Source organism: Streptomyces sp. SID13666, assembly GCF_010548325.1.
Classification (GTDB): domain Bacteria; phylum Actinomycetota; class Actinomycetes; order Streptomycetales; family Streptomycetaceae; genus Actinacidiphila; species Actinacidiphila fildesensis.
In genome coordinates, this window is sequence record NZ_JAAGLX010000062.1 from 17,197 (window position 1) to 39,151 (window position 21,955).

Below are 21,955 nucleotides of genomic sequence, written 5' to 3' on the forward strand. Positions count from 1 at the left end.
CTCCGCCGACGCCAGCCGCTCCCGCATGCCCGTAGCCGTCTACGTCCTCGGGCTCAGTGTCTTCGCGCTCGGCACCTCGGAATTCATGCTCTCCGGCCTGCTGCCGCCGATCGCCGACGATCTCGGCGTCAGCATCCCGCAGGCCGGACTGCTGATCTCGGCGTTCGCGATCGGCATGGTCGTCGGGGCTCCGCTGCTCGCCGTGGCCACGCTGCGGCTGCCGCGCCGCACCACCCTGATCGCGCTGATCACGCTCTTCGGCCTGGGGCAGGTCGCGGGCGCCGTGGCGCCGAACTACGCGCTGCTGTTCGCCTCCCGGGTGATCAGCGCGCTCGCCTGCGCGGGCTTCTGGGCGGTCGGCGCGGCCGTCGCGATCTCCATGGTCCCGATGAACGCGCGGGCCCGGGCGATGGCCGTGATGATCGGCGGACTGAGCATCGCGAACGTGCTGGGCGTCCCCGCCGGTGCCTTCCTCGGCGACCAGTTCGGCTGGCGTTCCGCGTTCTGGGCGGTGGCCCTGATGTCGGCGGTGGCGCTCGTCGGCGTGATCGCGCTGATCCCCCGCATACCGATCCCGGACGTCCGCCCCCGGCTCCGCGAGGAGCTGCGCATCTACCGCGACGGCAACGTCTGGCTGGCCGTCGCCATCACGGCGCTCTCCGCGGGCGGTGTGTTCTGCGCCTTCAGCTATCTCGCACCGCTGCTCACAGACGTCGCCGGGCTGCCCGAGGGCTCGGTGCCCGCGATCCTGGGCCTCTTCGGGGTCGGCGCGCTGATCGGCACCGCGATCGGCGGCCGTTTCGCGGACGCCCACCTGTTCGGCGTGATGATCGGCGGCATCACCGCGTCCACGGTCTTCCTGGGCGTGATGGCGCTCACCGCGCAGAACCAGATCGCCGTGATCGTGCTGTCGTTCCTGCTGGGCCTCTCGGCGTTCTTCACCGCGCCCGCGCTCAACGCCCGCATCTTCAACGTGGCGGGCGCCGCCCCCACCCTCGCCGGCGCCACCACCACGTCCGCCTTCAACCTGGGCAACACCGGTGGGCCCTGGCTCGGCGGCCTCGTCATCAGCGGCGGCTTCGGCTTCGCGGCCACCGCCTGGGCGGGCGCCGCCATGGCCGCGGTCGCCATCGGCCTCGTACTCGTCTCGCTGCGCCGGCACGGCGCGAGCCGCGTCATCGCGAGCCACCCGCTGCCCGCGGTCCCGGCGCCCGCCGAGGTCACCGGCTCGACGCCCGCCGACGTCACCGGCTCGACGCACTCAGGCTGACCGCAACCCACTCAGGAACCCACTCAGGCCGTCCTCGACCCACTCAGGCTGACCTCGACGCACTCATCAGGCCGACGCGGCCGACGCGTCACCCGCCGGCGGGGCCTTGCGGCGGCGCAGCCCCGCGCCGATGAGCCGCCGCACGATCTCCTTGCTGCCGACCTCCACCGCGCCCAGCTCGACGGCCGAGGCGTAGCGAGCGGCCGGAACGTCGTAGTGGTCCCGTTCGAACGCCTTCGGCGGGCAGCCGAGCCGCGCGGCGAACGCGTGCAGCTCCTCGTAGGAGACGTCGCTGACCAGGTGCGACCACATGCGGCCGTGCCCCGGCCAGGTCGGCGGGTCGATGTAGAGCGTCATGAAACCGCCGTCCCCTGGGGCAGAGTCCACGTCCGGGACCGGGCCCCGGTTCGGGAGGGTGTCATCGTCAGCTCAGCCCGCCGACCGGGGCGACGACCGCCCCGGCGGTCTCGCAGACCCAGTGCGGGTCGGGCCCGAGCTCCGGTTCGACGGCGAGCCCGTGCGGCTCCTCGCACAGCGGGCACAGCGGCCAGCGTCCGAAGCGCGCCAGCAGCGCGTCCTGGACGTCCTGGGCGACCAGCCCGGCGACGAACTCGATGCCCTCGGGCCACTGCTCGACCCACCAGCGGCGCTGCGCGACGGCGTTCTCGACCAGGGAGACGACGTCCGGTCCGGCTACGTCCCGGGCGGCGAGGTCGGCGAGGATGAGCGCCCGCGCGCCGTGCAGGGCCTCTTCCAGATCACGATCCATCCGTCCATTCTGCCTCCTGTCCCCTTGACGCCCCCACCGCCTGAAAATATCTTTCAAGATGTGACGTACAGCGTGAAGGAAACTTTCCCCCAGCGCGCACGGCCGTCGCGTGACGCGTCCGCCGCCCCCGCCGCGTCCAGCGTGCCCGACAGGAGCCCCGACCCCGGGACGCTGGCGGCCACGGTCCGTACGGTCGGGCCGTCGATGACCCGCTCGATGCAGCGGGTCGCCGAGGCCGTGGCCAACGACCCCGCGGGCTGCGCGCACCTCACCGTGACCGCGCTCGCGCAGCGCACCGGCACCAGCGAGGCCACCGTCGTCCGCACCGCGCGGCTGCTCGGCTATCCCGGCTACCGGGATCTGCGGCTGGCGCTGGCCGCGCTCGCCGCGCAGCAGGCGGCGGGCGTACCGCCCGCCGTGACCGCGGACATCGCCGTGGACGATCCGCTGACCGAGGTGGTGGCGAAGCTGGCGCGCGAGGAGCAGCAGACGCTCGCCGACACCGCCGCCCAGCTCGACGTGGCGCAGCTGGAGGCGGCCGTCGGGGCCCTCGCCGCGGCGCGCCGTATCGAGGTGTTCGGTATCGGCGCGTCCAGCCTGGTGGGCCAGGACCTGGTCCAGAAGCTGCTGCGGATCGGGCTGATCGCGCACGCGCACGGTGACACACACCTGGCCATCACCAACGCGGTCCAGCTGCGGCAGGGCGATGTGGCGATCGCGATCACGCACTCGGGCAACACCCATGACGTCATCGAGCCGCTGCGGGTGGCCTTCGACCGGGGTGCGACGACGGTGGCGATCACCGGCCGCCCGGACGGCGCGGTCACCCAGTACGCCGATCATGTGCTGACCACGTCCACCTCGCGGGAGAGCGAGCTGCGGCCGGCCGCGATGTCGAGCAGGACCAGTCAGCTCCTCGTGGTGGACTTCCTGTTCATAGGCGTCATGCAACGCACCTACGAGACCGCCGCACCCGCACTGTCCGCCTCGTACGAGGCGCTGGCCCACCGGCACAGTCCGCGCGCCTCCCGCTCCTGACCGGAGCCCCCGTCCAGCACCAGCCCCCGATCCCCCGACCGCTATCCGCAAACAGGACGCAGCATCATGCTGTGGCGCGATGACGTGGCGCCATGGCTCACCGCTTCACGTAAGGACGTACGAGCCGCATGTCCCCCTCCACCGACTCCGACTACACCGAGCTGCGCCGGGAGCTGGAGACCCTCACCACCGAGGCGTTCCGGCCCGAGCTCTCCGAGATCGACCGGCTCTCCACCCTGGAGATCGCCCGGACGATGAACGCCGAGGACGCCACCGTCCCGGCCGCGGTCGCCGCACAACTGCCGGCCATCGCCGCGGCCATCGACGACATCGCCGAGCGGATGGCGCGCGGCGGGCGGCTGCTCTACGCCGGGGCGGGCACCGCCGGCCGGCTCGGGGTGCTCGACGCGAGCGAGTGCCCGCCGACGTTCAACACCGAGCCGGGGCAGGTCGTCGGCCTGATCGCGGGCGGGCCGGCCGCGATGGTCACCGCGGTGGAGGGCGCCGAGGACAGCGGGGCGCTGGCCGCCGCCGATCTGGACGCGCTGGCGCTGGGCCCGGACGACACCGTCGTGGGCGTCTCGGCGTCCGGCCGCACCCCGTACGCGATCGGCGCCGTCGAGCACGCCCGCTCGCTGGGGGCGCTCACCGTCGGGCTGTCCTGCAACGCGCACTCGGCGCTCGCGGCGGCCGCCGAGCACGGTATCGAGGTCGTGGTCGGCCCCGAGCTGCTCACCGGCTCGACCCGGCTGAAGTCCGGCACGGCGCAGAAGCTCGTGCTGAACATGCTCTCGACGATCACGATGATCCGGCTCGGCAAGACGTACGGGAACCTGATGGTCGACGTCCGGGCGTCGAACGAGAAGCTGCGGGCGCGGTCGCGCCGGATCGTCGCCCTGGCGACGGGGGCACCGGACGCCGCGATCGAGGCGGCGCTGGCCGCGGCGGACGGCGAGGTCAAGCACGCCATCCTGGCGATCCTGGCCGATGTGGACGCGGCCACGGCGGCCCGGCTGCTGGCGAAGAGCAACGGCCATCTGCGCGCCGCCCTGGAGTCGGCCGGCGTCTGACACCGACTGGTTCCGGCGCCTGACGCCCACCGGATCCGACGTGTAGGGCCTGTCCGGGCACACAACGCCCGAGGGCGGCATCCCCAGCTGGGGATGCCGCCCTCGGTCTTACTACGGGTACCGCTGACCGGAGGGGTTGTTTTCACAACCCTTTGACCAGGCCTGATGACTGGCTATGCCAGTGCGGTGCACAGCTTAAGCACCGCCTTCAGCACAGCCTTTTGTCCTCTTTTGAGCCCTCCCGAAATGCGTAGAGGGATCGCCCGTCACGGCTTCTGCAGGAAGTACAGGAAGTAGCTGTCATGTGATCAGCCGGTGCGTCGGATGACGGCCCAGCTGCCCCATCCTGCGGCGGCTTCGGTGGTGTGCCAGTGGCCGGGGAGTGCGGCGGCGACGTCTTCGGCGGGCAGGTACAGCGGCCCGTCCTGACCGAGCTGGTTGATCCACAACAGCAGGCCGTCCGGGGCCAGGACCCGTGCGAGTTCGCCGGGGAACAGGAGCATGTCGATTGCCGCGACAGCGGCAATCGACGCGTTGGGCACGGGCAGTGCGCTGGCGTCGGCGCGTACGCGGGCCGGAGAGCGGCCGGCGGCCTGGTGGAGCATCTGCTCGGACAGGTCGAGGCTGATCACGGCAGGGAAGGCGGTCTCGAGGAGCGGGGTGAACTGGCCCGTGCCGGAACCGATTTCCAGGCAGGGGCCGTTCGGAAGGGGTCCGCCGCGGGTGAGGGCGTCGCGGAGCGGGTCGTCGCGGCCGGTGGCTTGGGTGCTGTCCCAGTCTGCGGCGAGCTGGTCGAAAAGTCCGCCGAGAAAGGTGGCTTCTGCAGCGGTCCAGGGGCGTCGGCCGGTGGCCAGGTCACGGGCGAAGGAGCGGAAGGCATCCGCTGTGTCCCTCGGTGGCAGCGGTTTCCCGTCCGGGCTGGGCAGGACGCGCGGCAGGGTGCGGCCCATGGGTCCAGTCGAGCACCGGCGGGGCGGTGCGGGGAGCGGCTCGGGGGTGGGTTGCTGGGCTCCATTCCCGGGTGGTGTTGCTGAGGGGTTAGCCATGGTTGGTGTGTCCTTGGTGGTTCCCGCTGTGTGGTGCCTGGGTGTGGGTGTCGTCGTGCCCGTGGTGGTCGTCGTTGGTGGCGGGTGCGCCGCCCATCATGCGGAGCATGTCGCGTCCGCCGGTGCGCAGGAATCGGATAAGGAGGGCGGCGGCCAGGAAGAGGAAGGCGATGTTGAGGAAGGTGGTGTAGTTCCAGGTGATGCCTTCCGTGGGGAGTTTTGCGTCGGCCTGGTCGGGGATGAGGCCGAGGCCGCCGAAGGTGAACTCCACGATGTATCCGGCGATGACGGTGGCCACGTAGAAGGTGCCGAGGAGAAACAGGGCCATCTTCGCCCCGTAGTACTTCCGGTAGATATTGAGGATCGGCAGGATCAGCAGGTCGGCGAAGATGAACGAGACGACTCCGCCGAAGCTGATACCGCCCTTCCACAACACCACCGCCAGCGGCACATTGCCGATCGAGCAGACGAACGACGCGATTGCCACCAGCGGGCCGATGACCGGCCCCCACAGTTTGGACGCCAGCGGGTGGCCCTCGAAGAAGAACGTGCTCCAGAACGAGTCGGGCACCCAGGCGGCGATGGCCCCGGCGATGAGCAGGCCGATCACCAGGTCCCGCAGGATCGCCGCCCATTCCATGACGAAGACATGGCTTGTCGAGGTGAAGCCCTCACCGGACAGCAGACGGCGGGCGAAGGAGCCTTCCCGCTGCACGGACATGTCCATCGCGGCGTGGCCCTCCATGGACCCGGCCAGTCCGCGGTCGGCCTGCTCGCGTGCCTGGCGCAGCAGCTTGTCGCGCAGGAACAGGCGGAACAGCACCGCGAGTACGACGATCATGATGGGCCCACCGACGAACTCCGCCGCGGTGAACTCCCAGCCCATCAGCAGCGCCAGGATGACGCCGAGCTCGACGACGAGGTTGGTGGAGGCGATCTCGAAGGCCATCGCGGCGGTGAAGTTCGCGCCCTTGCGAAACAGCGACCGGGCCAGGGCCACCGCGGCATAGGAGCACGAGGAGGAGGACGCGCCGAGGCCGGCAGCGATGGCCAGGGTGCGGGGGCGGTCGTCCCCGAGCAGGGTGACAACCGTGGACTTGCGAATGACCGCCTGGACCACGGCGGACAGGGCGAAGCCCAGGATGAGGGCCCAGGTGATCTCCCAGGTCATGGAACCGGCGATCGACAGGGCGTGCAGGACGGCGTCCACGCATATGCCTTCCGGGCGGAGGGAGGTCGACGGGCCCCGGGCCTTCACGTAGAGGAAGGCCCGGGCCCCGTACGGTGGTTAGAGCCGGTCGAGGATGGTGTTCATCTTCTCGATCTCGGCGGTCTGGGCCGTGATGACGGCGTCGGCGAGCTTCTTCGCGTCGGCGTTGTTGCCGTGCCTCTGCTCGTTCTTGGCCATGGTGACCGCGCCTTGGTGGTGGCCGATCATCAGCTGGGCGAACTTCTTGTCGAAGTCTTTGCCCCGGGAGGCCGTGAGAGCCGCCATGTCCTTGTCGGACATCATCCCGGGCATGCCGGACGAGTCGCCGGAGCTGTGATTCATGCCGGGCATGTCACCCATCGACGACGAGGCCGAGGGCTGCGGCTTTCCCCAGGACTTCAGCCAGAGCGTCATCGTCTTGATCTCGGGGTCCTGGGCTTTCTCGATCGCGGTGGCCAGGTCCTTGATCTCGGGGTCGGCGGCGCGGCCGTCGGCGAGCTTGGCCATCTCGATGGCCTGCTGGTGGTGCGGGATCATCTGCTGGGCGAACGCGATGTCCGCATCGTTGAACGCATCGCCCGGGGCGGCCGGGGCGGAGGTGTTGCTGCCCTGGCTGTGCTTCATGCCGGGCATGGAAGAACTGTCCGATGTGGAGGTGCCGGAGGAGCCACAGGCCACGAGAGTCAGCGCGAGGGCGGCTGTGGTGCCGGCCGCCGCAAGGGTGTGGCGGCGGGCGGTGGGACGAGAGGCAGCGAACATGATGGTGGTCTTTCCGGGTGGGCGCACCACGCCGGGCGGGCGCGCGAAGCTGGCAGGACACGTCGCCGGGCCCGGTCGAAGATCCGGGTTCCGGCGCGGTCCGCTCAGGTCCGCGCGATACACACCGTCAGGAGCAGACTTCGCCCGCCTGGTGGCGGTGGTCCGCGCCGCGCCGGCCGGCCCAGGGGCACCGGCCGGTGCGCGAGAAGACCGGCCGCCAGCACTGCGACGACGACCATGAGGGCGCCGCCAGCGGGCAGCGGGGTCCGGTCCCGAGCGGGAGTCGAGACGCACATCGCGCCGCGCATCGCCGACGCATCCGCAACGTGCTGCTGCGCGCCGGGAGGTGTCATCACCGTAGACGGTGCAGGCGTCATGGCCTCGGGGGCCGTGGAGTTCATCGCGGTGGTGGCATGGCCGTGCGCCGTTGGCGAGGCGGTGGACATCGCGCCGTGGCAGCCGTCAGCCGCGGTGGCCGGTGCGCCGTGCATGAGGAACAGGCCGAGCAGCACCGCGCACAGGGTCAGCAGTCGGGCGATGCTCCGTCTGCGCGCCTGTCCGGTGCCTGCCACTGCCGGTTCCCTTCTCTCACCATGTGGAGCGCCCCCGAGGGGCGCGACCTTCCGACCATACCCCGGGTGGGTACTTGGTGTCGGGGATCGCGTCCCGGCGGCCAGAGCCCGGGCCTGTTCGGGCGTCAGCCCGCATGGTGCGCCAGGAGGGCGTGCGGGTCGCCGCTGCCGGTGGTGTGGTCGGTGTGTACGGTGGCGGCGGTCAGCCGGGGAACGGCGTGGATCAGGGCGTGCTCGGCGGCAACCGCCAGGGCGTGTGCCTGCACCACGGTCAGGTGCGGGTCGACGACGATGTCGGCCTCGCCGCGCAAGGCGTGGCCGATCCACCGCATCCGCACCTGCCCGACATCGCGGACGCCGTCCACGGCCCGCAGGGCGCCTTCGGCGGCGTCGATCAGGGCGGGGTCGACGGCGTCCATCAGTCGGCGGAAGACCTCCCTGGCGGCGTCCTTGAGGACCATCAGGATCGCGGCGGTGATCAGGAGGCCGACGATCGGGTCAGCGAGCCGCCAGCCGATCGCGGCGCCGCCGGCGCCAAGCAGGACGGCCAGCGAGGTGAAGCCGTCGGTGCGGGCGTGCAGGCCGTCGGCGACGAGAGCGGCGGAGCCGATTCTGCGTCCGGTGGTGATGCGGTAGCGGGCCACCCATTCGTTGCCGATGAAGCCGACGACCGCGGCAGCGGCGACCCACGGCAGGTGGGTGATCTCCTGCGGGTTCAGCAGCCGGTCGATGGCGGTATAGGCGGCCAGGGCGGACGACGCGGTGATGGTGAGCAGGATGGCGATGCCGGCCAGGTCCTCGGCGCGGCCGAAGCCGTAGGTGAAGCGGCGGGTCGCCGCCCTACGGCCGAGGATGAACGCAATACCCAGTGGCACGGCGGTCAGCGCGTCGGCGCCGTTGTGGATCGTGTCGCCGAGCAGTGCCACCGATCCGGACAGCGCGAACACCAAGGCCTGGAGCACCGTGGTGATACCGAGCACGGCCAGCGAGATCCACAGTGTCCGCATGCCCTCGGCAGAGGACTCCATCGCCGAATCGACCTTGTCCGCCGCCTCATGGGAGTGCGGCGTGACCACGTGCGCGAGACGGTGCTTGAGCCGCGACCACCGGCCCGACCCGTCCTCCCCGTGATCATGGCCAGGCCCATGGTCGTGGCGGTGCCCGTGGTCTTCGTGACTGTGGCTGTGGCCGCCAGCCGGTCCATGACCGTTGCCGCCGTGCGCCGTGGCGTGCTCGCCCCCGTAGGCGCCTGCACGCTTGTCCTCGCGGTGAGGATCGGGGGTCGGGCACGTCTCGCTCACGGCAACTCACGCCTTCCGGTTCAGGGGGTCGTACAGCAGACCGGTTGGACACCGGCCGCCCATCCAACCATCATGTGCGTATGACTGCACGCATGCACCTATCAGGTGCGCATGGCCCGCAGGAGCGCACCGCAGGCGAGCGGTATGCCGTGGCCGCAGAGGTCCTGGGGCTGCTGGCCGACCGCACCCGCCTGGCCCTCGTGCATCACCTGACCGAGGGCGAGGCGGATGTGACGACACTCACCGAGGCGTGCGGCGTGGCCCGGCCGTCGGTCAGCCAGCACCTGGCCCGGCTGCGCCTGGCCGGGCTGGTCACCACCCGCAAGGAAGGACGCCGGGTCATCTACGCCCTGCCGCACGGACACATCAAGCGCCTGGTCGACGAGGTGCTCAGGTCCGCCGACCATCAGCTCGGCAACCTCCCGCCCCACGACTGACAGGGTGAGGGGCGCTGCGCCGCCGACAGGGAGATGTCCGTCTGCTCCCCTTCGCCTGCGTTGACCACCTGCTGTCGGCGTACACGGCCCGCGCCCTGCTGGATGAGCACACCGCCGTGCGCGGGCCCGGCACCGGCTGGGACCTGCACGAATACCGCCCCTCCTCCTTGACCCACCTCGGCGAGGCGAGGGCGAGTCTGCTGATGCTGATGGCGAAGTCCCGGCACAAGAAGCCGGAGAACCTCCGCCGCTACTTCAAGCCGTCGGCAAAGGCAATCGCTGAGGTGACCACCCTGCTCGCCCCCGGCGACAGCCGCCGGTGACCGGTCTTGAGCAATCCTGGAAGAGCCTCTATCGGCCGCGGACTTCTGCTGTGCCGGAGTGTCGCGGGTGGGTCTCGTACATCCGCACGGCGACTGTCAGGCCGGAGGCGGCGGTGAGGGCGGCGACGGCCCAGATGGCGGTGGTCAGGCCGTAGGCGTCGGCGAGGGTACCGGCGAGGAGGGCGCCGACGGCGAAGCCGCCGTCGCGCCACAGCCGGTAGACGCCCACGGACCGAGCACGCCAGGCGGGGTGGGCGACGTCGCCGATGACGGCGAGCAGGGTGGGATAGACCAGGGCGGTGCCGAGACCGAGCAGGACCTGGGCGGCTGCCCAGACGCCGAAGGTGGTGCCGGTGGCGACCAGGGCGATGGCGACGGCCTGGATCAGCATGCCCGCGGTGATGAGGTGTTTGCGCCCGATCCGGTCGGACCACCAGCCGGTGAGGAGCTGACCCGCGCCCCATACGGCGGGGTAGATGGCAGCGAGGGCGCCGATCTGTCCGATGGACAGGCCGTGGGTGGCGAAGAGCAGGGGGAAGATGCCCCAGGCGAGGGCGTCGTTGAGGTTGTTGACCAGGCCGGCCTGGCTGGCGGCGGACAGGGCTTTGTCGGTGAAGCTGGTGCGCCGGGCGATCTGGGCGGTGGTCAACCCGGTTACGGCGGCGTCCTGTACGGGGTGGCGTGCGGCCTCTGCGCGGGCGTGGTCGCGGGTCTCGCGGACGACGAGGGTGGACAGGCCCAGGCCGAGGGCGGCGTAGGCGGCGCCGAGCAGGAAGGGTTCGGGGCGCAGGCCGTAGTGGGAGGCGATGGCGCCGGTGGCCATGGCGGTGGCGGCGAGGGCGCCGTATCCGGCGGCTTCGTTCAGGCCCATGGCCAGGCCGCGGCGTTCGGGCCCGGCGAGGTCGATTTTCATGATGACGGTGGTGGACCAGGCCAGGCCCTGGGAGGCGCCGAGCAGGATGTTCGCGGCGATAGTCCAGCCCCAGGTGGGGCCCCACGCGAGCATGGCGGGGACCGGCAGGGCCAGCAGCCACCCGGAGATCAGGACGGGCTTGCGGCCATAGCGGTCGGACAGGGTGCCGGCGAAGAAGTTGGTGACGGCCTTGGTGGCGCCGAAGGCCAGGATGTAGGTGAGTGCGGCGGTGTAGCCGTCGAGGCCGAAGACCTGCTCGGCCAGCGGTGACAGGACGGTGCGTTCCTGGCCGAGCATGCCGCCGACCAGGGCGTTGACGGCGACGAGCAGGGTGAACTGGGCGAGGTTGGCGCGCAGTCCGAGCCGGATGCCGCCGTGATGGGGGGCGGTGGTGGTCACTCGCCCTCCTGTAGCGAACGACCGGTGGCCGCAGCCCAGTCGGAGGGGCCGCCGTCGAGGACGGCGAGTCCGTGTTGTCCGGCGCGTTGCAGCAGGCTGGCGGCGGTCATGGCGCGCTCGCCGTGCCCGCAGGCGACCACGGCACTGTCCGGGGCTTCGTCGGCGCGCGCGGCGAGGTCGCCGAGTTCGATGCCGACCGCGCCGGGGATGTGTCCGGCGGCATGTTCGGCGTGCTGCCGGATGTCGAGGACCGGCCGGTCGGCGATGCGGTCGGCGGTGAGGAGTTCGATGGTCTGCTCCTGGCCGCCGCCGGCGGTCCAGGCCGCCATCTCCAGGTGGCCCGCCAGGTGTTCGTAGCCGATCTTCAACGCCTGCCAGGTGATCTCGGTGAGGTCCTGACCCGGAGCGGTGACGACGACGAGCGGGGCGTCGTCGGGCAGCAGCCAGCCCAGCCAGGTGGCGAACTGGTCCCGCAGCGGGATGGAGACCGCTCCGGGAATGTGCCCGGCAGCGAAGTCGGCCACTGGGCGGGCGTCGACGAGCTGCCCGCCCTGGCCGAGCAAGGACCGCACCTCGGCAGGAGTGAGGACAGGGAGGGCGGGGGTATCGCTGAGGATGGCGGGGCCGTGCCGGTTGCGCTCGCCCAAGCGGTCGAAGTACGCCGGGTAGGAGCCGAGGCTGGCCAGCAGCTCGCGTACGAAGGTGTCTTCATCCGGTGCGGCCAGCAGTGCATTGGCCTGCTTCTGGGCGCCGATGGTGGTGGTGCGCTCGGCGCCGGGTGGGGCGGAGCAGAAGGAGCCCGCGCCGTGGGTGGGCCAGACCGCCGTCGCATCGGGCAGCTCAGCCAACCGGCGCAGCGAATGGTACTGGGCACGGGCAAGCTCCTCGGCGCGGTCGGCGCCCAGGAGGTCGGTGCGGGCGGCCGAGCCGACGATCAGTGAGCCGCCGGTGAAGACGCCCAGTTCACGGGCGCCGTCCAGGAGCAGGAAGGACAGGTGCTCGTCGGTGTGGCCGGGGGTGGCCAGCGCCCGCAGCGTCAGGCCGCCGAGATCGATCTCATCGCCGTCACCCAATCCGGTGTGCGGGAAAGCGCGGTCACCGGCAGTCGAGGCCAGCACAGTGGCGCGGTCGTCGGCCGCCAGCTGAACCGCGCCGGACAGGAAGTCGGCGTGCAGGTGGGTGTCGGCGGCGAACGCGATCGTCAGTGCGCGTCGGCCGGCCGCCGCGCGCAGCGTGCGCAGGTCGCGGCCAGTGTCGACGGCCAGGGCGCGGCCGTCGCCGAGATCGACGAGATAGGCGCTGTTGCCCAGCCCCTCGTCGACCAGGGGTATCAGGTGATCATCGGCGAAGCCCATGGTCTTCTTCCTAACGGAGGAGCGGTCGCAGCGCGCGGCAGTAGTGCCGAAACGAGGCGGGGTGGCGTCACCCTCTCACTTCTCCTACAATATTCCATAGATTTATGGAGGATAAAATGGGAGACCCCGCGAACAAGGCGGCGCTGTACGACGCCTTCGCTGCCACCGGCAAGGCGCTGGGCAGCGGCAAGCGCCTGGAACTGCTCGACCTGCTCGCCCAGGGCGAGCGCCCCGTCGACGCGCTCGCCAAGGCGGCCGGGCTGAACCTGACCACCGCCTCGGCGCATCTGCAGGCCCTCAAGCAGGCCGGGCTGGTCGCGACCCGCCGCGAGGGGGTGCGCATCCACTACCGGCTGGCAGGAGACGACGTCGCCGCCCTGTACGCCCTGCTGCGCCAGGTCGCCCAGCGCCACCAGGCCGGGGTTGAGGCCGCGCGCACGGCCTATCTGGGGAGCGATGACGCGCCCGAGGTGGAGGTGGGGCGGGAGGAACTGCTGGCCCGCGTGGAGTCGGGTGCGGTCGTCGTCCTGGACGTACGCCCGGCCGAGGAGTACGCCGCAGGTCACGTCCCCGGCGCGCTGTCCATCCCCGTCGATCAGCTCGCCGACCGAATCGCGGAACTGCCGGACGACGTGGAAGTGGTCGCGTACTGCCGCGGCGCCTACTGCGTGCTCGCCTACGAGGCCGTCCGCCTGCTGCACGCGCGCGGCCGACGCGCGGTCCGGCTGACCGACGGAATGCTGGAATGGCGGCTCGCCGAGCTGCCCGTCACCACCGGAGCCACCGCGTGACCGCCGCCCATCGCGCCCTCGACGGCGGGCCGGTCTATCTGGACTACAACGCCACCACCCCCGTCGACCCCCGCGTCGCCGAGGCGGCGCAGCCGTACTTGGCACGGTGGTTCGGCAACCCGTCGAGTGGCCACGCCTACGCGGCCGAGCCGCAGCGTGCCCTGGCCCGCGCCCGCGCACAGGTCGCCGCGCTTCTCGGCGCCGAGGCCGGGGAGATGGTGTTCGCCGGCTCGGGCTCGGAGGCCGACAACCTCGCCATCCGTGGCGCGGTTCTCGCCGCCAAGGCCGACCGGCCGCATGTCATCACCCAGGTCACCGAGCACCCCGCCGTACTGGAGACCTGCCGCGCGCTGGAGCGCCTGCACGGCGCCGACGTGACCTACCTGCCCGTGGACCGGCACGGCCTCGTCGCTCCGGCGGACCTTCAGGCCGCGCTCACCCCATGCACCGTCCTCGTGACGGTCATGGCCGCGAACAACGAGACCGGCGCGCTCCAGCCCATCGCCGAACTGGCCCGCATCACCCGCGAGCACGGCGCACTCTTCCACTGCGATGCCGCCCAGGCCGCCGGAAAGATCCCGCTGGACGTCGGGGTGTTGGGTGTGGACCTGCTGGCGGTCGTCGGGCACAAGATGTACGCGCCCAAGGGCACCGCAGCGTTGTATGTCCGTGAAGGGGTAGTGCTCGAACCGCTGGTATACGGCGGCGGCCAGGAGTACGGCCTGCGCGCCGGCACCGAGAACGTCGCTCTCGCCGTCGCCCTGGGCACCGCAGCCGGCCTCGCCGCCGAAGAACTGGCCGATGGCGCCGACCACCGCCTCGCCGCACTGCGCGACGACCTCCACACCCGCCTGAACCAAGCACTGCCCGGCCGCGTCCACCTCAACGGCCCCACCAACAACCGCCTGCCCAACACACTGAACATCAGCATCGACGGCATTCGGGGCCATGAACTCCTCGCCGCTGTACCCGAGATCGCCGCCTCCACCGGCTCGGCCTGCCACAGCGGCGACCACCGGCCCTCACCAGTCCTCAGTTCCATGGGCCTGCACGGCGACCGCGGCCTGTCGGCTCTGCGGCTGTCCCTGGGACGCTGGACCGCTACCGCCGACATCGACCAGGCCGCCGGACTGCTGATCACCGCCTGCACCGCCGACCAGCCGTAGGAGGATCCAGATGACCGCACCACACGACACGCCGCCGTCCGCCGCGGTGGCGGACCTGGGCGCCGCCCATGCCTCCGCCACCCTGCTGGAACGCCTCGCCGACACGCTCGGCGCGCGGGCCTCGGTAACCGCCGTCTTCGGCGAGCCGGTCACCCGCGACGGCGTCACTGTCATCCCCGTCGCTCGCGGCGGCTTCGGCTTCGGCGGTGGCACCGGCCGGGAAGTGGGGACCGCCAAGTCCGCCGAAGGCGGGGGCGGCGGTGGCGGCGCCGGAGCGCAACCGCTGGGCTTCATCGAAATCACCGGCGGCAAGGCCACCTACAAGCCGATCCGCGACCCCTGGACCGACGTGGTCCTCCCGCTGGCAGCCCTGCTGGCCGGATCAGCCCTCCCGGCGATCGGCCGCGCACTGAGGAGGCGTGGACATCACTGACACCCGGCAGCGGATCCACGCTGCCCTCATGCACGATCACGACCAGGAACTTGCCGAAAGCCAGCGCGCCCACTGGCAGTCCACGTACACCGCGCATCCGAGCATGTACGGCTGTGAGCCCTCGGCCCCGGCCTTGCATGCCGCCGAGACCTTCCGCGCCGCCGGAGCCGTACGCGTGCTGGAACTGGGAGCCGGACACGGGCGCGACGCCCTGTACTTCGCCCGCACCGGCTTCACCGTCCAGGCCACCGACTTCAGCCCCACCGGCCTGGACCAGCTCCGCGATGCCGCCCGCGACCAGGGCCTGGCCGGGCGGGTGTCCACCGTCGTGCACGACGTGCGTGAACTGCTGCCGATGGCGGACGCTTCGGTGGACGCGGTCTTCGCACACATGCTGCTGTGCATGGCGCTGTCCACGAAGGAGATCGTGGCACTGGCCGGCGAGGTGCGCCGGGTGCTGCGGCCGGGCGGGGTCTTCGTCTACACCGTGCGGCACACCGGCGACGCCCACTACCAGGCGGGCACCGCCCACGGCGACGACATCTTCGAACACGGCGGCTTCGCCGTGCACTTCTTCCCCCGCAGCCTGGTCGACGCCCTCGCCGACGGCTGGGATCTCAACGAGGTCCACGTCTTCGAGGAAGGCGACCTGCCCCGCCGCCTGTGGCGCGTCACCCAGGCGGTGCCCCAGTGACCGCCCGCCCCACGGCAAGTCCGGCCGCCGATATCACCGTGGACGGCAGCGGGCTGCTGTGTGTCCAGCTCCTGCTGCTGATGCGCGGGCAGATCCAGGACGCCGCGGCAGGCACCGTCGTCCACGTGATCGCCACCGACCCGGCCGCCCCGCTGGACCTGCCCGCCTGGTGCCACATGACCGGCCACACCTACCTCGGCCCCGTCCCCGACCCCATCCGGGACGTGTACGCCCTCCAACTGACCTCGGACGCCCGCCCCACCCGCCGGGACGCGCCCTGGCACACGCCGTCGCACGGCCGCCCCGGCGGTGCCACGTCCGGCCACGGCACGAGCGGTCCCCTCTGACCGGGGTTCGCTGCGGGCACGCGGCGGGCCGGAGTTCAGCGGAAGGCGAGGGTGCGAAAGGAGTCGCGCAGGGTGGTGAGGGGTCCGCGGTCGCGCGTGTAGTAAAGCTTGTTGGTGAGCAGCACCGCCCATCGTCCTTGTTTCGGACAGAGCCACATCCCGGTGCCGGTGAAGCCGTAGTGCACCCAGATGTCGTCGACCGCCTCCGAGCCGGGGGCAAGGTGCCAGAACAGTCCCCGAGCCGGTTGGAGATCGCCGGTCTGGACGGTCAACGATCTCTCGATCCAGGCCCGGCCGAACCCAGGCTGGGCAGGCGCGGTCGCGGGTTCCAGCAGGTATCGGGCGAACGCCGACAGGTCTTCCAGGACCGAGAAGACCCCCGCAATTCCGCACACCCCGCCCAACAGGCGGGCGGAGAAGTCGTGGGCGATGCCCTTGAGGTGGGCGCCGACGTCTGGGTCGTATTCGGTGGGCGCGCATCGGGCCGCGATGCTCTGCGACAGCGGGCCGAACTGTGTCTGGCCCATGCCGAGCGGCTCCCAGACCCGCGCGCTTGCGGGCTGGCCGAGGCTTTGACCCGTGAGGTGTTCGGCCAGGTAGCCCAAGATGAGGGCGGCCCGGTCGGTGTACTGCACCGCCTGCCCAGGCGGGCAGTGCAGGACCTCGTGCAGGACGCCGGCGCGCACATGATCCGGATCGGTGCCGTACAGGCTCTTGAGGTTGGCACGTAGCGGCAGGCCGGCGGTGTGGGTCAGCAGCTGGTGAGCGGTGACAGCGGCCAGCGGCTGCCCGGCCAGCTGCGGCCAGTAGCTGCCCAACGGGGCCTGCAGCGGGACGTGGCCGTCCTCCCACAGGGCGCCGATCACGGACCAGACGGCGAGGATCTTGGTGAGGCTGGCGACGTCGAAAACGGTGTCGGCGCGCATCGGCTCGTCGGGATGGGCCGGGTCCAGGGCCCCGGCGGTGCCGGTGTCCTGGACGCCGCTCGCGTCGCCGACGGCCCACACCGCGCCGGGGTAGACGCGGTCGCGGACTCCATCGTGGAGGAGCTGCCCGATACGGTCGGTGGTGAGCGTCATGGTCTCCCCGGTCAGTGGTGGCCGTCCCGCCGAACAGCGTAGTGAGATGGCCAGGGCAGGGTCAGGCAGCGCGCCCGGGATTCGGTCAGGTCAGTGTCCGGCCGAGGTCGGCCAAGGCTGCGGCGGTCGCGCTGAGGGGGAAGCGGGCCGCGTTGGCGAGCCCGGCGGCCCGCAGATCCTCCAGGACAGTGGAATCGGTCCGCAGGCGCCGCACGGTGGTGGCCAGCGCGGTGGAGTCGGTGAAGTCGGTGGGCAGCCCGCCGGCGGCGAGCGTTTGGTTCAGTCCGGGAACAGGCTGGAACAGGACCGGCAGGCCGCATGCCTGGGCTTCGAGGGCGACCAGGCCCATGGCCTCCAGGATGGTGGACGGCATGACCAGGGCGTCATGGTCGGCGAAGGCCCGCCACAGCTCCCGCCGGTCCAGCCAGCCCAGGTACCGGGCCGGAACAGCAGCGGCGCGCAGCAGGGGGGCCAGGGCGCTGAACTCGTGTGCCGGGGCGGCGATGCTCAGTTCGGCGCCTGCCGTGCCGGTGAGGGTGCGCAGCAGGTTCTGGATGCCCTTCTCGGAGGTCAGCCGTCCGGCGTACAGCAGCCGCAGGACCGTGTCGGGGTCGCGGGGCGGTCGGGGCGGCGGGGTGGTGATCAGGTGGTCGGGGATGCCCCAGGGGATCTCGGCGAGCTTCGTGGTGTCGAGGGCGGGGGCGAGCTGGCGCAGGTGGTCGGCCATCGCGGCGGTGGGTACCACGATGGTGTCGGCGGCGGTGGTGGTGTCGCGCAGTACCCGTAGTTGGGTGCGGTGGGCGGCGGCGAACAGCAGGTCCGTGCCGTGCACCAGCGCGATCCGCGGGTGGTGGGGAAGGGCGCGGATCAGGGCGGGGGTCGCGCCGAACGTCAGGTGCTGCAGATGCACCACCTGGACCTGGTCCGGGTCCAGGGCGATGGCCAGAGCGCGGCGCAGGCGGTGGACGTAGGCGGTGAAGTCCGCGCCGTCCAAGGCCTTGCCGCCCACGGACAGCAGTTCCAGGCCGGCCGGTCCCTGGGGGCGCGGGCCGGCGGGCTGGAGCATGAATGCCCGCGCGGGGATGAGGGGGCGGGGCCCGGTGTAAAGGTCGAGGAACAGCTCGACACTGCCGCCGGGACTGCCGGCGGGCAGGTCCAGGGCGGTGGCCACCCCCGGCCCCGGCCGAGGCGGACTGCCGGGGGTCATCGGGGACCGCCGGGCAGTTCCTCGTACAACCGGGAGGTGTCGATGCCCTCGCTGTGCCTGTATTTCAGCCCGTGCCGCTGGTAGCTGGCCGGGGCGCCGTAGGTGTGCAGGAAGACCAGCTTCCCGAACGTCATGCCTGGATAGATCCGCACCGCCTTCGCGGCGCGGATCTCCAGCGTCCAGCGGATGGCGTGCCCGGCATGCCCCAACGGCGCGGACACGTGCACCCAGATGCCGAGCGTCCCGGTGGTGCGGTCGCCGTTGAGGAGTTGGGCGTACCGTTCGGAGCCGGTGTGCTCCAAGGTGTGGCCGAGGTACAGGATCCCGGGCTCGAGAACGAAACCGCTGTGGGGAAGGGTGATTTCGGTGAACGCGGTCGGCGCCGCGGCGTCCAGATCGGTTTCGCAGATCCGGATCCGGTGGCCCAGGCGCCAGTCGTAGGCGTTCGGCGACAGGCGGGCCGGGTCGTACGGGTCGATGGTCAGGTCGCCCGCGGTGCGGGCGGCGGCGATGGCGGGGCCGGTGAGGATCACGACGCGACCACCCCCAACGTGTGGTCGTCGCGCCAGGCCCGGGAGGGCTGCGGGCCCACGGCGTCCTGGTACTTGCCGGCGTAGAGGTCGACGGGGCCGGCGGCGACGAAGAACATGATCTGCCCGATCTTCATGCCCGCATACACGCGCAGGCGGCGCACGGGGGTGAGCATCAGCGTCCACTGGCCGAAGAAGCCCAGGTCCCCGATGGGGGCGGTGATTTCGACGAAGAGTCCGAGGCGGCCGACGGAGGAGCGGCCGAACAGCAGCGGCACGAAGGTGTCGGAGCCGACCTCCTCCAGGGTGTGGCCGAGGTAGAGCTGGCCGGGCTGCAGCACGAACCCGCCGTCGGTGATGTCGTGGGCGCGGGTCGGGTTGGGGCTGCGGGTGTCCAGGACCGGTTCGGTGTAGGTCAGCAGAGTCGGGCCCAGGCGGATGTTGTAGCTGTTGGGGTTGACCTGGGCGGGCTCGAACGGGGCGATGCGCAGGCGCCCGTCGTGGGTGGCGGCGGTGATCTCCGGGCCGGTGAGGATCATCGCGGGGCTCCCTGGTCGAGTTCGAGCGGTTCGGTGGTCAGGACGTGGCGGACCGCGTGGCCGAGGCGGACGGCGGCGCTGCGGCCGTGTCCGTCGAGGTAGCTGTCGGCGAGGTAGCGGGTCGTCAGGACTGTGTGGACCCGGCCTGGGAGAGGGTCGGGGGCGGTGGCCAGTGGGCCTGCGTGGGCGGTGAGGTGGGCCAGCAGGCCAGGCACATCCCCGGTCATAGCGCGCGGGACGAGGGCGTGGACGAGTTCGTTGGCGAACGGCTCGAGGGCCAGCAGGTCCCCCAGCGTCAGCACCTCGCCAACGGAGGTAGTCCGCAGTGCGGTCTCGTTGAGGATCACCGCGTCGGCCCCGAGCCCGGCGTGTAATCGGGCGGCGGTCGCCGCGGCCAGGGCTTGGCGGTCCACGCGGGTGCCGCGCCAGCGCCGGGTGAGGGGTCCCAGTGGTGCGGCCAGGCGCCGCCGCAGCCGGTCGATCTCCCTCACGGGCCCGCTCATGCCCGGTGGGATGCTGGTGCTGGGGGCGAACAGGTGGGTGTGGGCGGCCCAGCCCGCTCCGACCGGCTCGGCGGTCGCGTACCCGAGGCCCAGTTCGCGGCCTTTGACGACCAGGGTGTCCCCGATGGCCTGGGGGGCGTAGTGCTCGCTGTGGCAGTGCCCGGCGAAGACGACGTCCAGGAACGGGCAGTGGCGGGCGAGCTCGAGGTCTTCGGCGAAGCCGGAGTGGGACAACAGCACCCAGGCATCGACCTCGTGCCGGTGGGCCAGGAACAGCCCGGCCAGGGCACGGACCGGGTCGATGACGCGGTCGGCTATGCGCTGGTGGGCGGGGATCGCATCGAAAGCCTGCACCCCCAGCACCGCGGTGACCGCCATGGTGCGGCCGCCGATCCGGGCGCGGTGCAGGGGGCGGAACAGCAGATCGCCGGTGCGGTCGTGAACGACGTTCGCACACACCGTGAGCGCTTGCAGTTCGGGTTCGCGGTGGTGGGGCCAGCCGTGGTTGCCCGGCGCGATCACGTCGTACAACGACAAGAGGATCTGGCGCTCGGTGGCACCGGCGCCGAGGCGGTAGTAGCCAGTGCCTTCGAAGAAGTCCCCGCAGTCCACCACCAGGCAATCGGCACGGGCAGCGTGCAGGTGGGCGAGGAGCGGGCGGGCGTTGTCGAGGGCGGAGTGCACGTCGGTGGTGGCCACGATCCGCGCCAGCGGCCGGGTGCCGGTCATCGGGGCACCTCGGTGATGTCGGCGCCCAGCGCCCGCAGTTTGGCCGGCAGGTCCGCGTGGCCGCGTCGCAGTTGCTCCAGCCCGGTCACCGTGGTGGTGCCGTCGGCGGTGAGAGCGGCGAGCAGTAGGGCGGACCCGGTGCGGATATCGGTGGCCCGCACCGTCGCGCCCGTCAGGCGCTGGGGTCCGGCCAGCCGGCACTGGGTAGGCGAGAGCGCGTCGATACGGGCCCCGAGCAGGCCGAGCTGGGGCAGCAGGTTGTGGTGGCGGCCGGGGTTGATGGCGTCGGCGAACAGGTGCGTGCCGGGCATGCCCAGGGCCAGGGTGAGCAGTGCGGGCTCGAAGTCGGCGTCGACCCCGTCGGGGGCCAGGGAGGCGGCGATGCGCAGCGGGCGCCCGGTCAGCTGGGGCGCGTCCGCGCGGACGGTAACCGCGTCGGGTTCGGCGGTGGCCGGTATCCCCAGCCAGGTCAGGGCCTCCACTACGGCGGTGACGTCGCGGCCGTCGATCCCTTCGATGCGGCCGCTGCCGCCGGTGGCGGCCACCGCGCACGCCAGGGTTCCCGCCTCGATCTTGTCGCCGGGCACCGTGAGAGTGACCGCCTCGGCCTGCGAGTGGGCTGCCGGTTCCAGGACGACCCGGTCCTCGCCGATCTCCACCGCCCACCCGGCGCCACTGAGCGCATCGAGGACGGCCAGCACCTCCGGGCACAGGCTCGGGTTGCCCAGTCGCAGCCGCACCCCGCCCGCCACCGCGCGCAACAGCGCGGCCGCCGTGGCGCCGCGTGAGCGGAATGGCAGTGTCAGGGACACCGCGGCGCGCGGGTTGCTGGTCGCGGTGACGGTGTAGTGGGTGTCGGTCAGGGCGACGGTGTCGCCGAAGACCCGGTACACGGCGAAGTGCACGTCCATGCCGCGGTCCCCGACCGGGCAGCCGCCCGGCCACGGCAGCACCGCCTGCCCGCACGCCGCCAACAGAGCGGGCACCAGGTAGTACGAGGCCCGCAGCCGCCCTGCCCCGGGCAGGTCCGGGACGGGGATGGTGGCGGTGGCGGTGGCGGTGGCGGGCAGGACGATGACGGTGGCCGGGTCGGTGACCGGCCGGGCGATGCGCACCCCGCACGACTGCAGGAGCGTGAGCAGGCCCTGGACATCGGTGCTGGCGGGGACATTGCTCAGGTGCACGGTCCGGCGCATCGTGGCGGCGGTTGCCAGCAGCGGCAGGGCGGCGTTCTTCGAACCGTCCACCCGCACCGTGCCGGCCAGCGGCGGGCCAGGGCGGACAGTGACGGCATCGAGGCCCGTTAACGGGGCGGGGACGCAGGTCATCACAGAGCTCCTCGAGGGGTGGTCAGACATCCCATGCCGTTTCATGTCAAGAGGGATAAGGCTGGGCGTGGTGTGACCAGGCGGTTGCTTCGTCGTAGTGGGTGCGGGTTTTGAGGCATCCGTGGAGGATGCCGACGAGGCGGTTGC

The 21,955-nt window shown here is 71.7% G+C and carries 24 protein-coding genes and 1 pseudogene; 10 read left to right on the plus strand and 15 right to left on the minus strand.

Annotated elements, in window-relative coordinates; genetic code table 11:
* The first annotated feature begins 25 nt into the window (after positions 1-25).
* Entirely contained in the window at positions 26-1,270 is a 1,245-nt protein-coding gene (locus tag G3I60_RS39840) for a Cmx/CmrA family chloramphenicol efflux MFS transporter (protein ID WP_164295829.1), read from the plus strand.
* 66 nt (positions 1,271-1,336) lie between these two features.
* Here the strand turns inward: G3I60_RS39840 and G3I60_RS39845 are convergent, their stop codons facing one another.
* Positions 1,337-1,627, minus strand: coding sequence for a DUF4031 domain-containing protein (locus G3I60_RS39845; RefSeq protein WP_138355908.1), 291 nt, complete (start codon positions 1,625-1,627; stop codon positions 1,337-1,339).
* Between the two features lie 67 nt (positions 1,628-1,694).
* On the minus strand, positions 1,695-2,039 hold the full coding sequence (locus G3I60_RS39850; protein ID WP_164295828.1) for a hypothetical protein: 345 nt from the start codon (positions 2,037-2,039) through the stop codon (positions 1,695-1,697).
* Positions 2,040-2,180: 141 nt separating this feature from the next.
* Here G3I60_RS39850 and G3I60_RS39855 point away from each other — a divergent pair, with 141 nt between their 5' ends.
* Together G3I60_RS39855 and murQ are read left to right on the plus strand one after the other, a co-directional pair.
* Positions 2,181-3,077, plus strand: a complete 897-nt coding sequence (locus G3I60_RS39855) for a MurR/RpiR family transcriptional regulator (RefSeq protein ID WP_138355924.1) — start codon at positions 2,181-2,183, stop codon at positions 3,075-3,077.
* A 128-nt stretch (positions 3,078-3,205) separates the two neighbouring features.
* A complete protein-coding gene (murQ, locus tag G3I60_RS39860) occupies positions 3,206-4,147 on the plus strand; it encodes an N-acetylmuramic acid 6-phosphate etherase (protein WP_164295826.1) in 942 nt (313 codons plus the stop codon).
* Positions 4,148-4,455: 308 nt separating this feature from the next.
* Here murQ and G3I60_RS39865 read toward each other — a convergent pair whose 3' ends face one another.
* The 5 genes from G3I60_RS39865 to G3I60_RS39885 form a co-directional block, all read right to left on the minus strand.
* Complete coding sequence (locus G3I60_RS39865) at positions 4,456-5,097, minus strand: class I SAM-dependent methyltransferase (protein ID WP_164295824.1); 642 nt, start codon at positions 5,095-5,097, stop codon at positions 4,456-4,458.
* An 88-nt stretch (positions 5,098-5,185) separates the two neighbouring features.
* Positions 5,186-6,403: a permease gene (locus tag G3I60_RS39870; RefSeq protein WP_164295823.1), complete on the minus strand. Its 1,218-nt coding sequence runs from the start codon at positions 6,401-6,403 to the stop codon at positions 5,186-5,188.
* 78 nt (positions 6,404-6,481) lie between these two features.
* A complete protein-coding gene (locus G3I60_RS39875) occupies positions 6,482-7,162 on the minus strand; it encodes a DUF305 domain-containing protein (protein WP_164295821.1) in 681 nt (226 codons plus the stop codon).
* Positions 7,163-7,266: 104 nt separating this feature from the next.
* Positions 7,267-7,734 carry a hypothetical protein gene (locus G3I60_RS39880; protein ID WP_164295820.1) on the minus strand — a complete coding sequence of 156 codons (468 nt, stop codon included), beginning with the start codon at positions 7,732-7,734 and terminating at the stop codon, positions 7,267-7,269.
* A gap of 125 nt (positions 7,735-7,859) precedes the next feature.
* Positions 7,860-9,035, minus strand: a complete 1,176-nt coding sequence (locus tag G3I60_RS39885) for a cation diffusion facilitator family transporter (protein WP_164295818.1) — start codon at positions 9,033-9,035, stop codon at positions 7,860-7,862.
* An 80-nt stretch (positions 9,036-9,115) separates the two neighbouring features.
* Between G3I60_RS39885 and G3I60_RS39890 the strand changes: the two genes are divergently transcribed.
* Both G3I60_RS39890 and G3I60_RS39895 read left to right on the plus strand, forming a co-directional pair.
* A complete protein-coding gene (locus G3I60_RS39890) occupies positions 9,116-9,472 on the plus strand; it encodes a metalloregulator ArsR/SmtB family transcription factor (protein WP_164295816.1) in 357 nt (118 codons plus the stop codon).
* 86 nt (positions 9,473-9,558) lie between these two features.
* Positions 9,559-9,795 (plus strand): annotated as a pseudogene (locus G3I60_RS39895) (site-specific integrase); the annotation flags it as partial.
* A gap of 28 nt (positions 9,796-9,823) precedes the next feature.
* Here G3I60_RS39895 and G3I60_RS39900 read toward each other — a convergent pair.
* Together G3I60_RS39900 and G3I60_RS39905 are read right to left on the minus strand one after the other, a co-directional pair.
* Positions 9,824-11,107, minus strand: coding sequence for an MFS transporter (locus G3I60_RS39900; protein ID WP_164295815.1), 1,284 nt, complete (start codon positions 11,105-11,107; stop codon positions 9,824-9,826).
* Positions 11,104-12,462: a rhodanese-like domain-containing protein gene (locus G3I60_RS39905; RefSeq protein ID WP_164295813.1), complete on the minus strand. Its 1,359-nt coding sequence runs from the start codon at positions 12,460-12,462 to the stop codon at positions 11,104-11,106. Before G3I60_RS39905 ends, G3I60_RS39900 begins: the two co-directional genes overlap by 4 nt.
* A gap of 116 nt (positions 12,463-12,578) precedes the next feature.
* On the opposite strand from G3I60_RS39905, the gene G3I60_RS39910 reads away from it, so the two are divergent.
* From G3I60_RS39910 to G3I60_RS39930, 5 genes are read left to right on the plus strand one after another with little or no spacing between them, the layout of a single operon-like run.
* Positions 12,579-13,253, plus strand: coding sequence for a metalloregulator ArsR/SmtB family transcription factor (locus G3I60_RS39910; protein WP_164295811.1), 675 nt, complete (start codon positions 12,579-12,581; stop codon positions 13,251-13,253).
* The gene (locus G3I60_RS39915) at positions 13,250-14,419 is read left to right on the plus strand and encodes a cysteine desulfurase family protein (RefSeq protein WP_343241457.1); all 1,170 of its coding nucleotides are present in this window, start codon (positions 13,250-13,252) and stop codon (positions 14,417-14,419) included. The genes G3I60_RS39910 and G3I60_RS39915 overlap by 4 nt, the downstream gene beginning before the upstream one ends.
* Before the next feature lie 10 nt (positions 14,420-14,429).
* The gene (locus G3I60_RS39920; RefSeq protein WP_164295807.1) at positions 14,430-14,852 is read left to right on the plus strand and encodes a spore germination protein GerW family protein; all 423 of its coding nucleotides are present in this window, start codon (positions 14,430-14,432) and stop codon (positions 14,850-14,852) included.
* 28 nt (positions 14,853-14,880) lie between these two features.
* Positions 14,881-15,546: a class I SAM-dependent methyltransferase gene (locus tag G3I60_RS39925; protein ID WP_164295856.1), complete on the plus strand. Its 666-nt coding sequence runs from the start codon at positions 14,881-14,883 to the stop codon at positions 15,544-15,546.
* On the plus strand, positions 15,543-15,893 hold the full coding sequence (locus tag G3I60_RS39930; protein ID WP_164295806.1) for a sulfurtransferase TusA family protein: 351 nt from the start codon (positions 15,543-15,545) through the stop codon (positions 15,891-15,893). The genes G3I60_RS39925 and G3I60_RS39930 overlap by 4 nt, the downstream gene beginning before the upstream one ends.
* Positions 15,894-15,928: 35 nt before the next feature.
* Here G3I60_RS39930 and G3I60_RS39935 read toward each other — a convergent pair whose 3' ends face one another.
* The 6 genes from G3I60_RS39935 to G3I60_RS39960 form a co-directional block, all read right to left on the minus strand.
* Positions 15,929-16,972 (minus strand): serine hydrolase, encoded by a 1,044-nt coding sequence (locus tag G3I60_RS39935; RefSeq protein WP_164295804.1) that lies wholly within the window; start codon positions 16,970-16,972, stop codon positions 15,929-15,931.
* A gap of 85 nt (positions 16,973-17,057) precedes the next feature.
* Positions 17,058-18,179, minus strand: coding sequence for a glycosyltransferase family 4 protein (locus tag G3I60_RS39940; protein WP_164295802.1), 1,122 nt, complete (start codon positions 18,177-18,179; stop codon positions 17,058-17,060).
* The gene (locus G3I60_RS39945) at positions 18,176-18,712 is read right to left on the minus strand and encodes a deoxycytidine triphosphate deaminase (protein WP_164295801.1); all 537 of its coding nucleotides are present in this window, start codon (positions 18,710-18,712) and stop codon (positions 18,176-18,178) included. The genes G3I60_RS39940 and G3I60_RS39945 overlap by 4 nt, the downstream gene beginning before the upstream one ends.
* Positions 18,709-19,248, minus strand: coding sequence for a dCTP deaminase (dcd, locus tag G3I60_RS39950; protein ID WP_164295799.1), 540 nt, complete (start codon positions 19,246-19,248; stop codon positions 18,709-18,711). The genes G3I60_RS39945 and dcd overlap by 4 nt, the downstream gene beginning before the upstream one ends.
* Positions 19,245-20,480, minus strand: a complete 1,236-nt coding sequence (locus tag G3I60_RS39955; protein ID WP_164295797.1) for a metallophosphoesterase — start codon at positions 20,478-20,480, stop codon at positions 19,245-19,247. Before G3I60_RS39955 ends, dcd begins: the two co-directional genes overlap by 4 nt.
* Complete coding sequence (locus tag G3I60_RS39960) at positions 20,477-21,808, minus strand: UDP-N-acetylglucosamine 1-carboxyvinyltransferase (protein ID WP_164295795.1); 1,332 nt, start codon at positions 21,806-21,808, stop codon at positions 20,477-20,479. Before G3I60_RS39960 ends, G3I60_RS39955 begins: the two co-directional genes overlap by 4 nt.
* Positions 21,809-21,955: the final 147 nt, after the last annotated feature.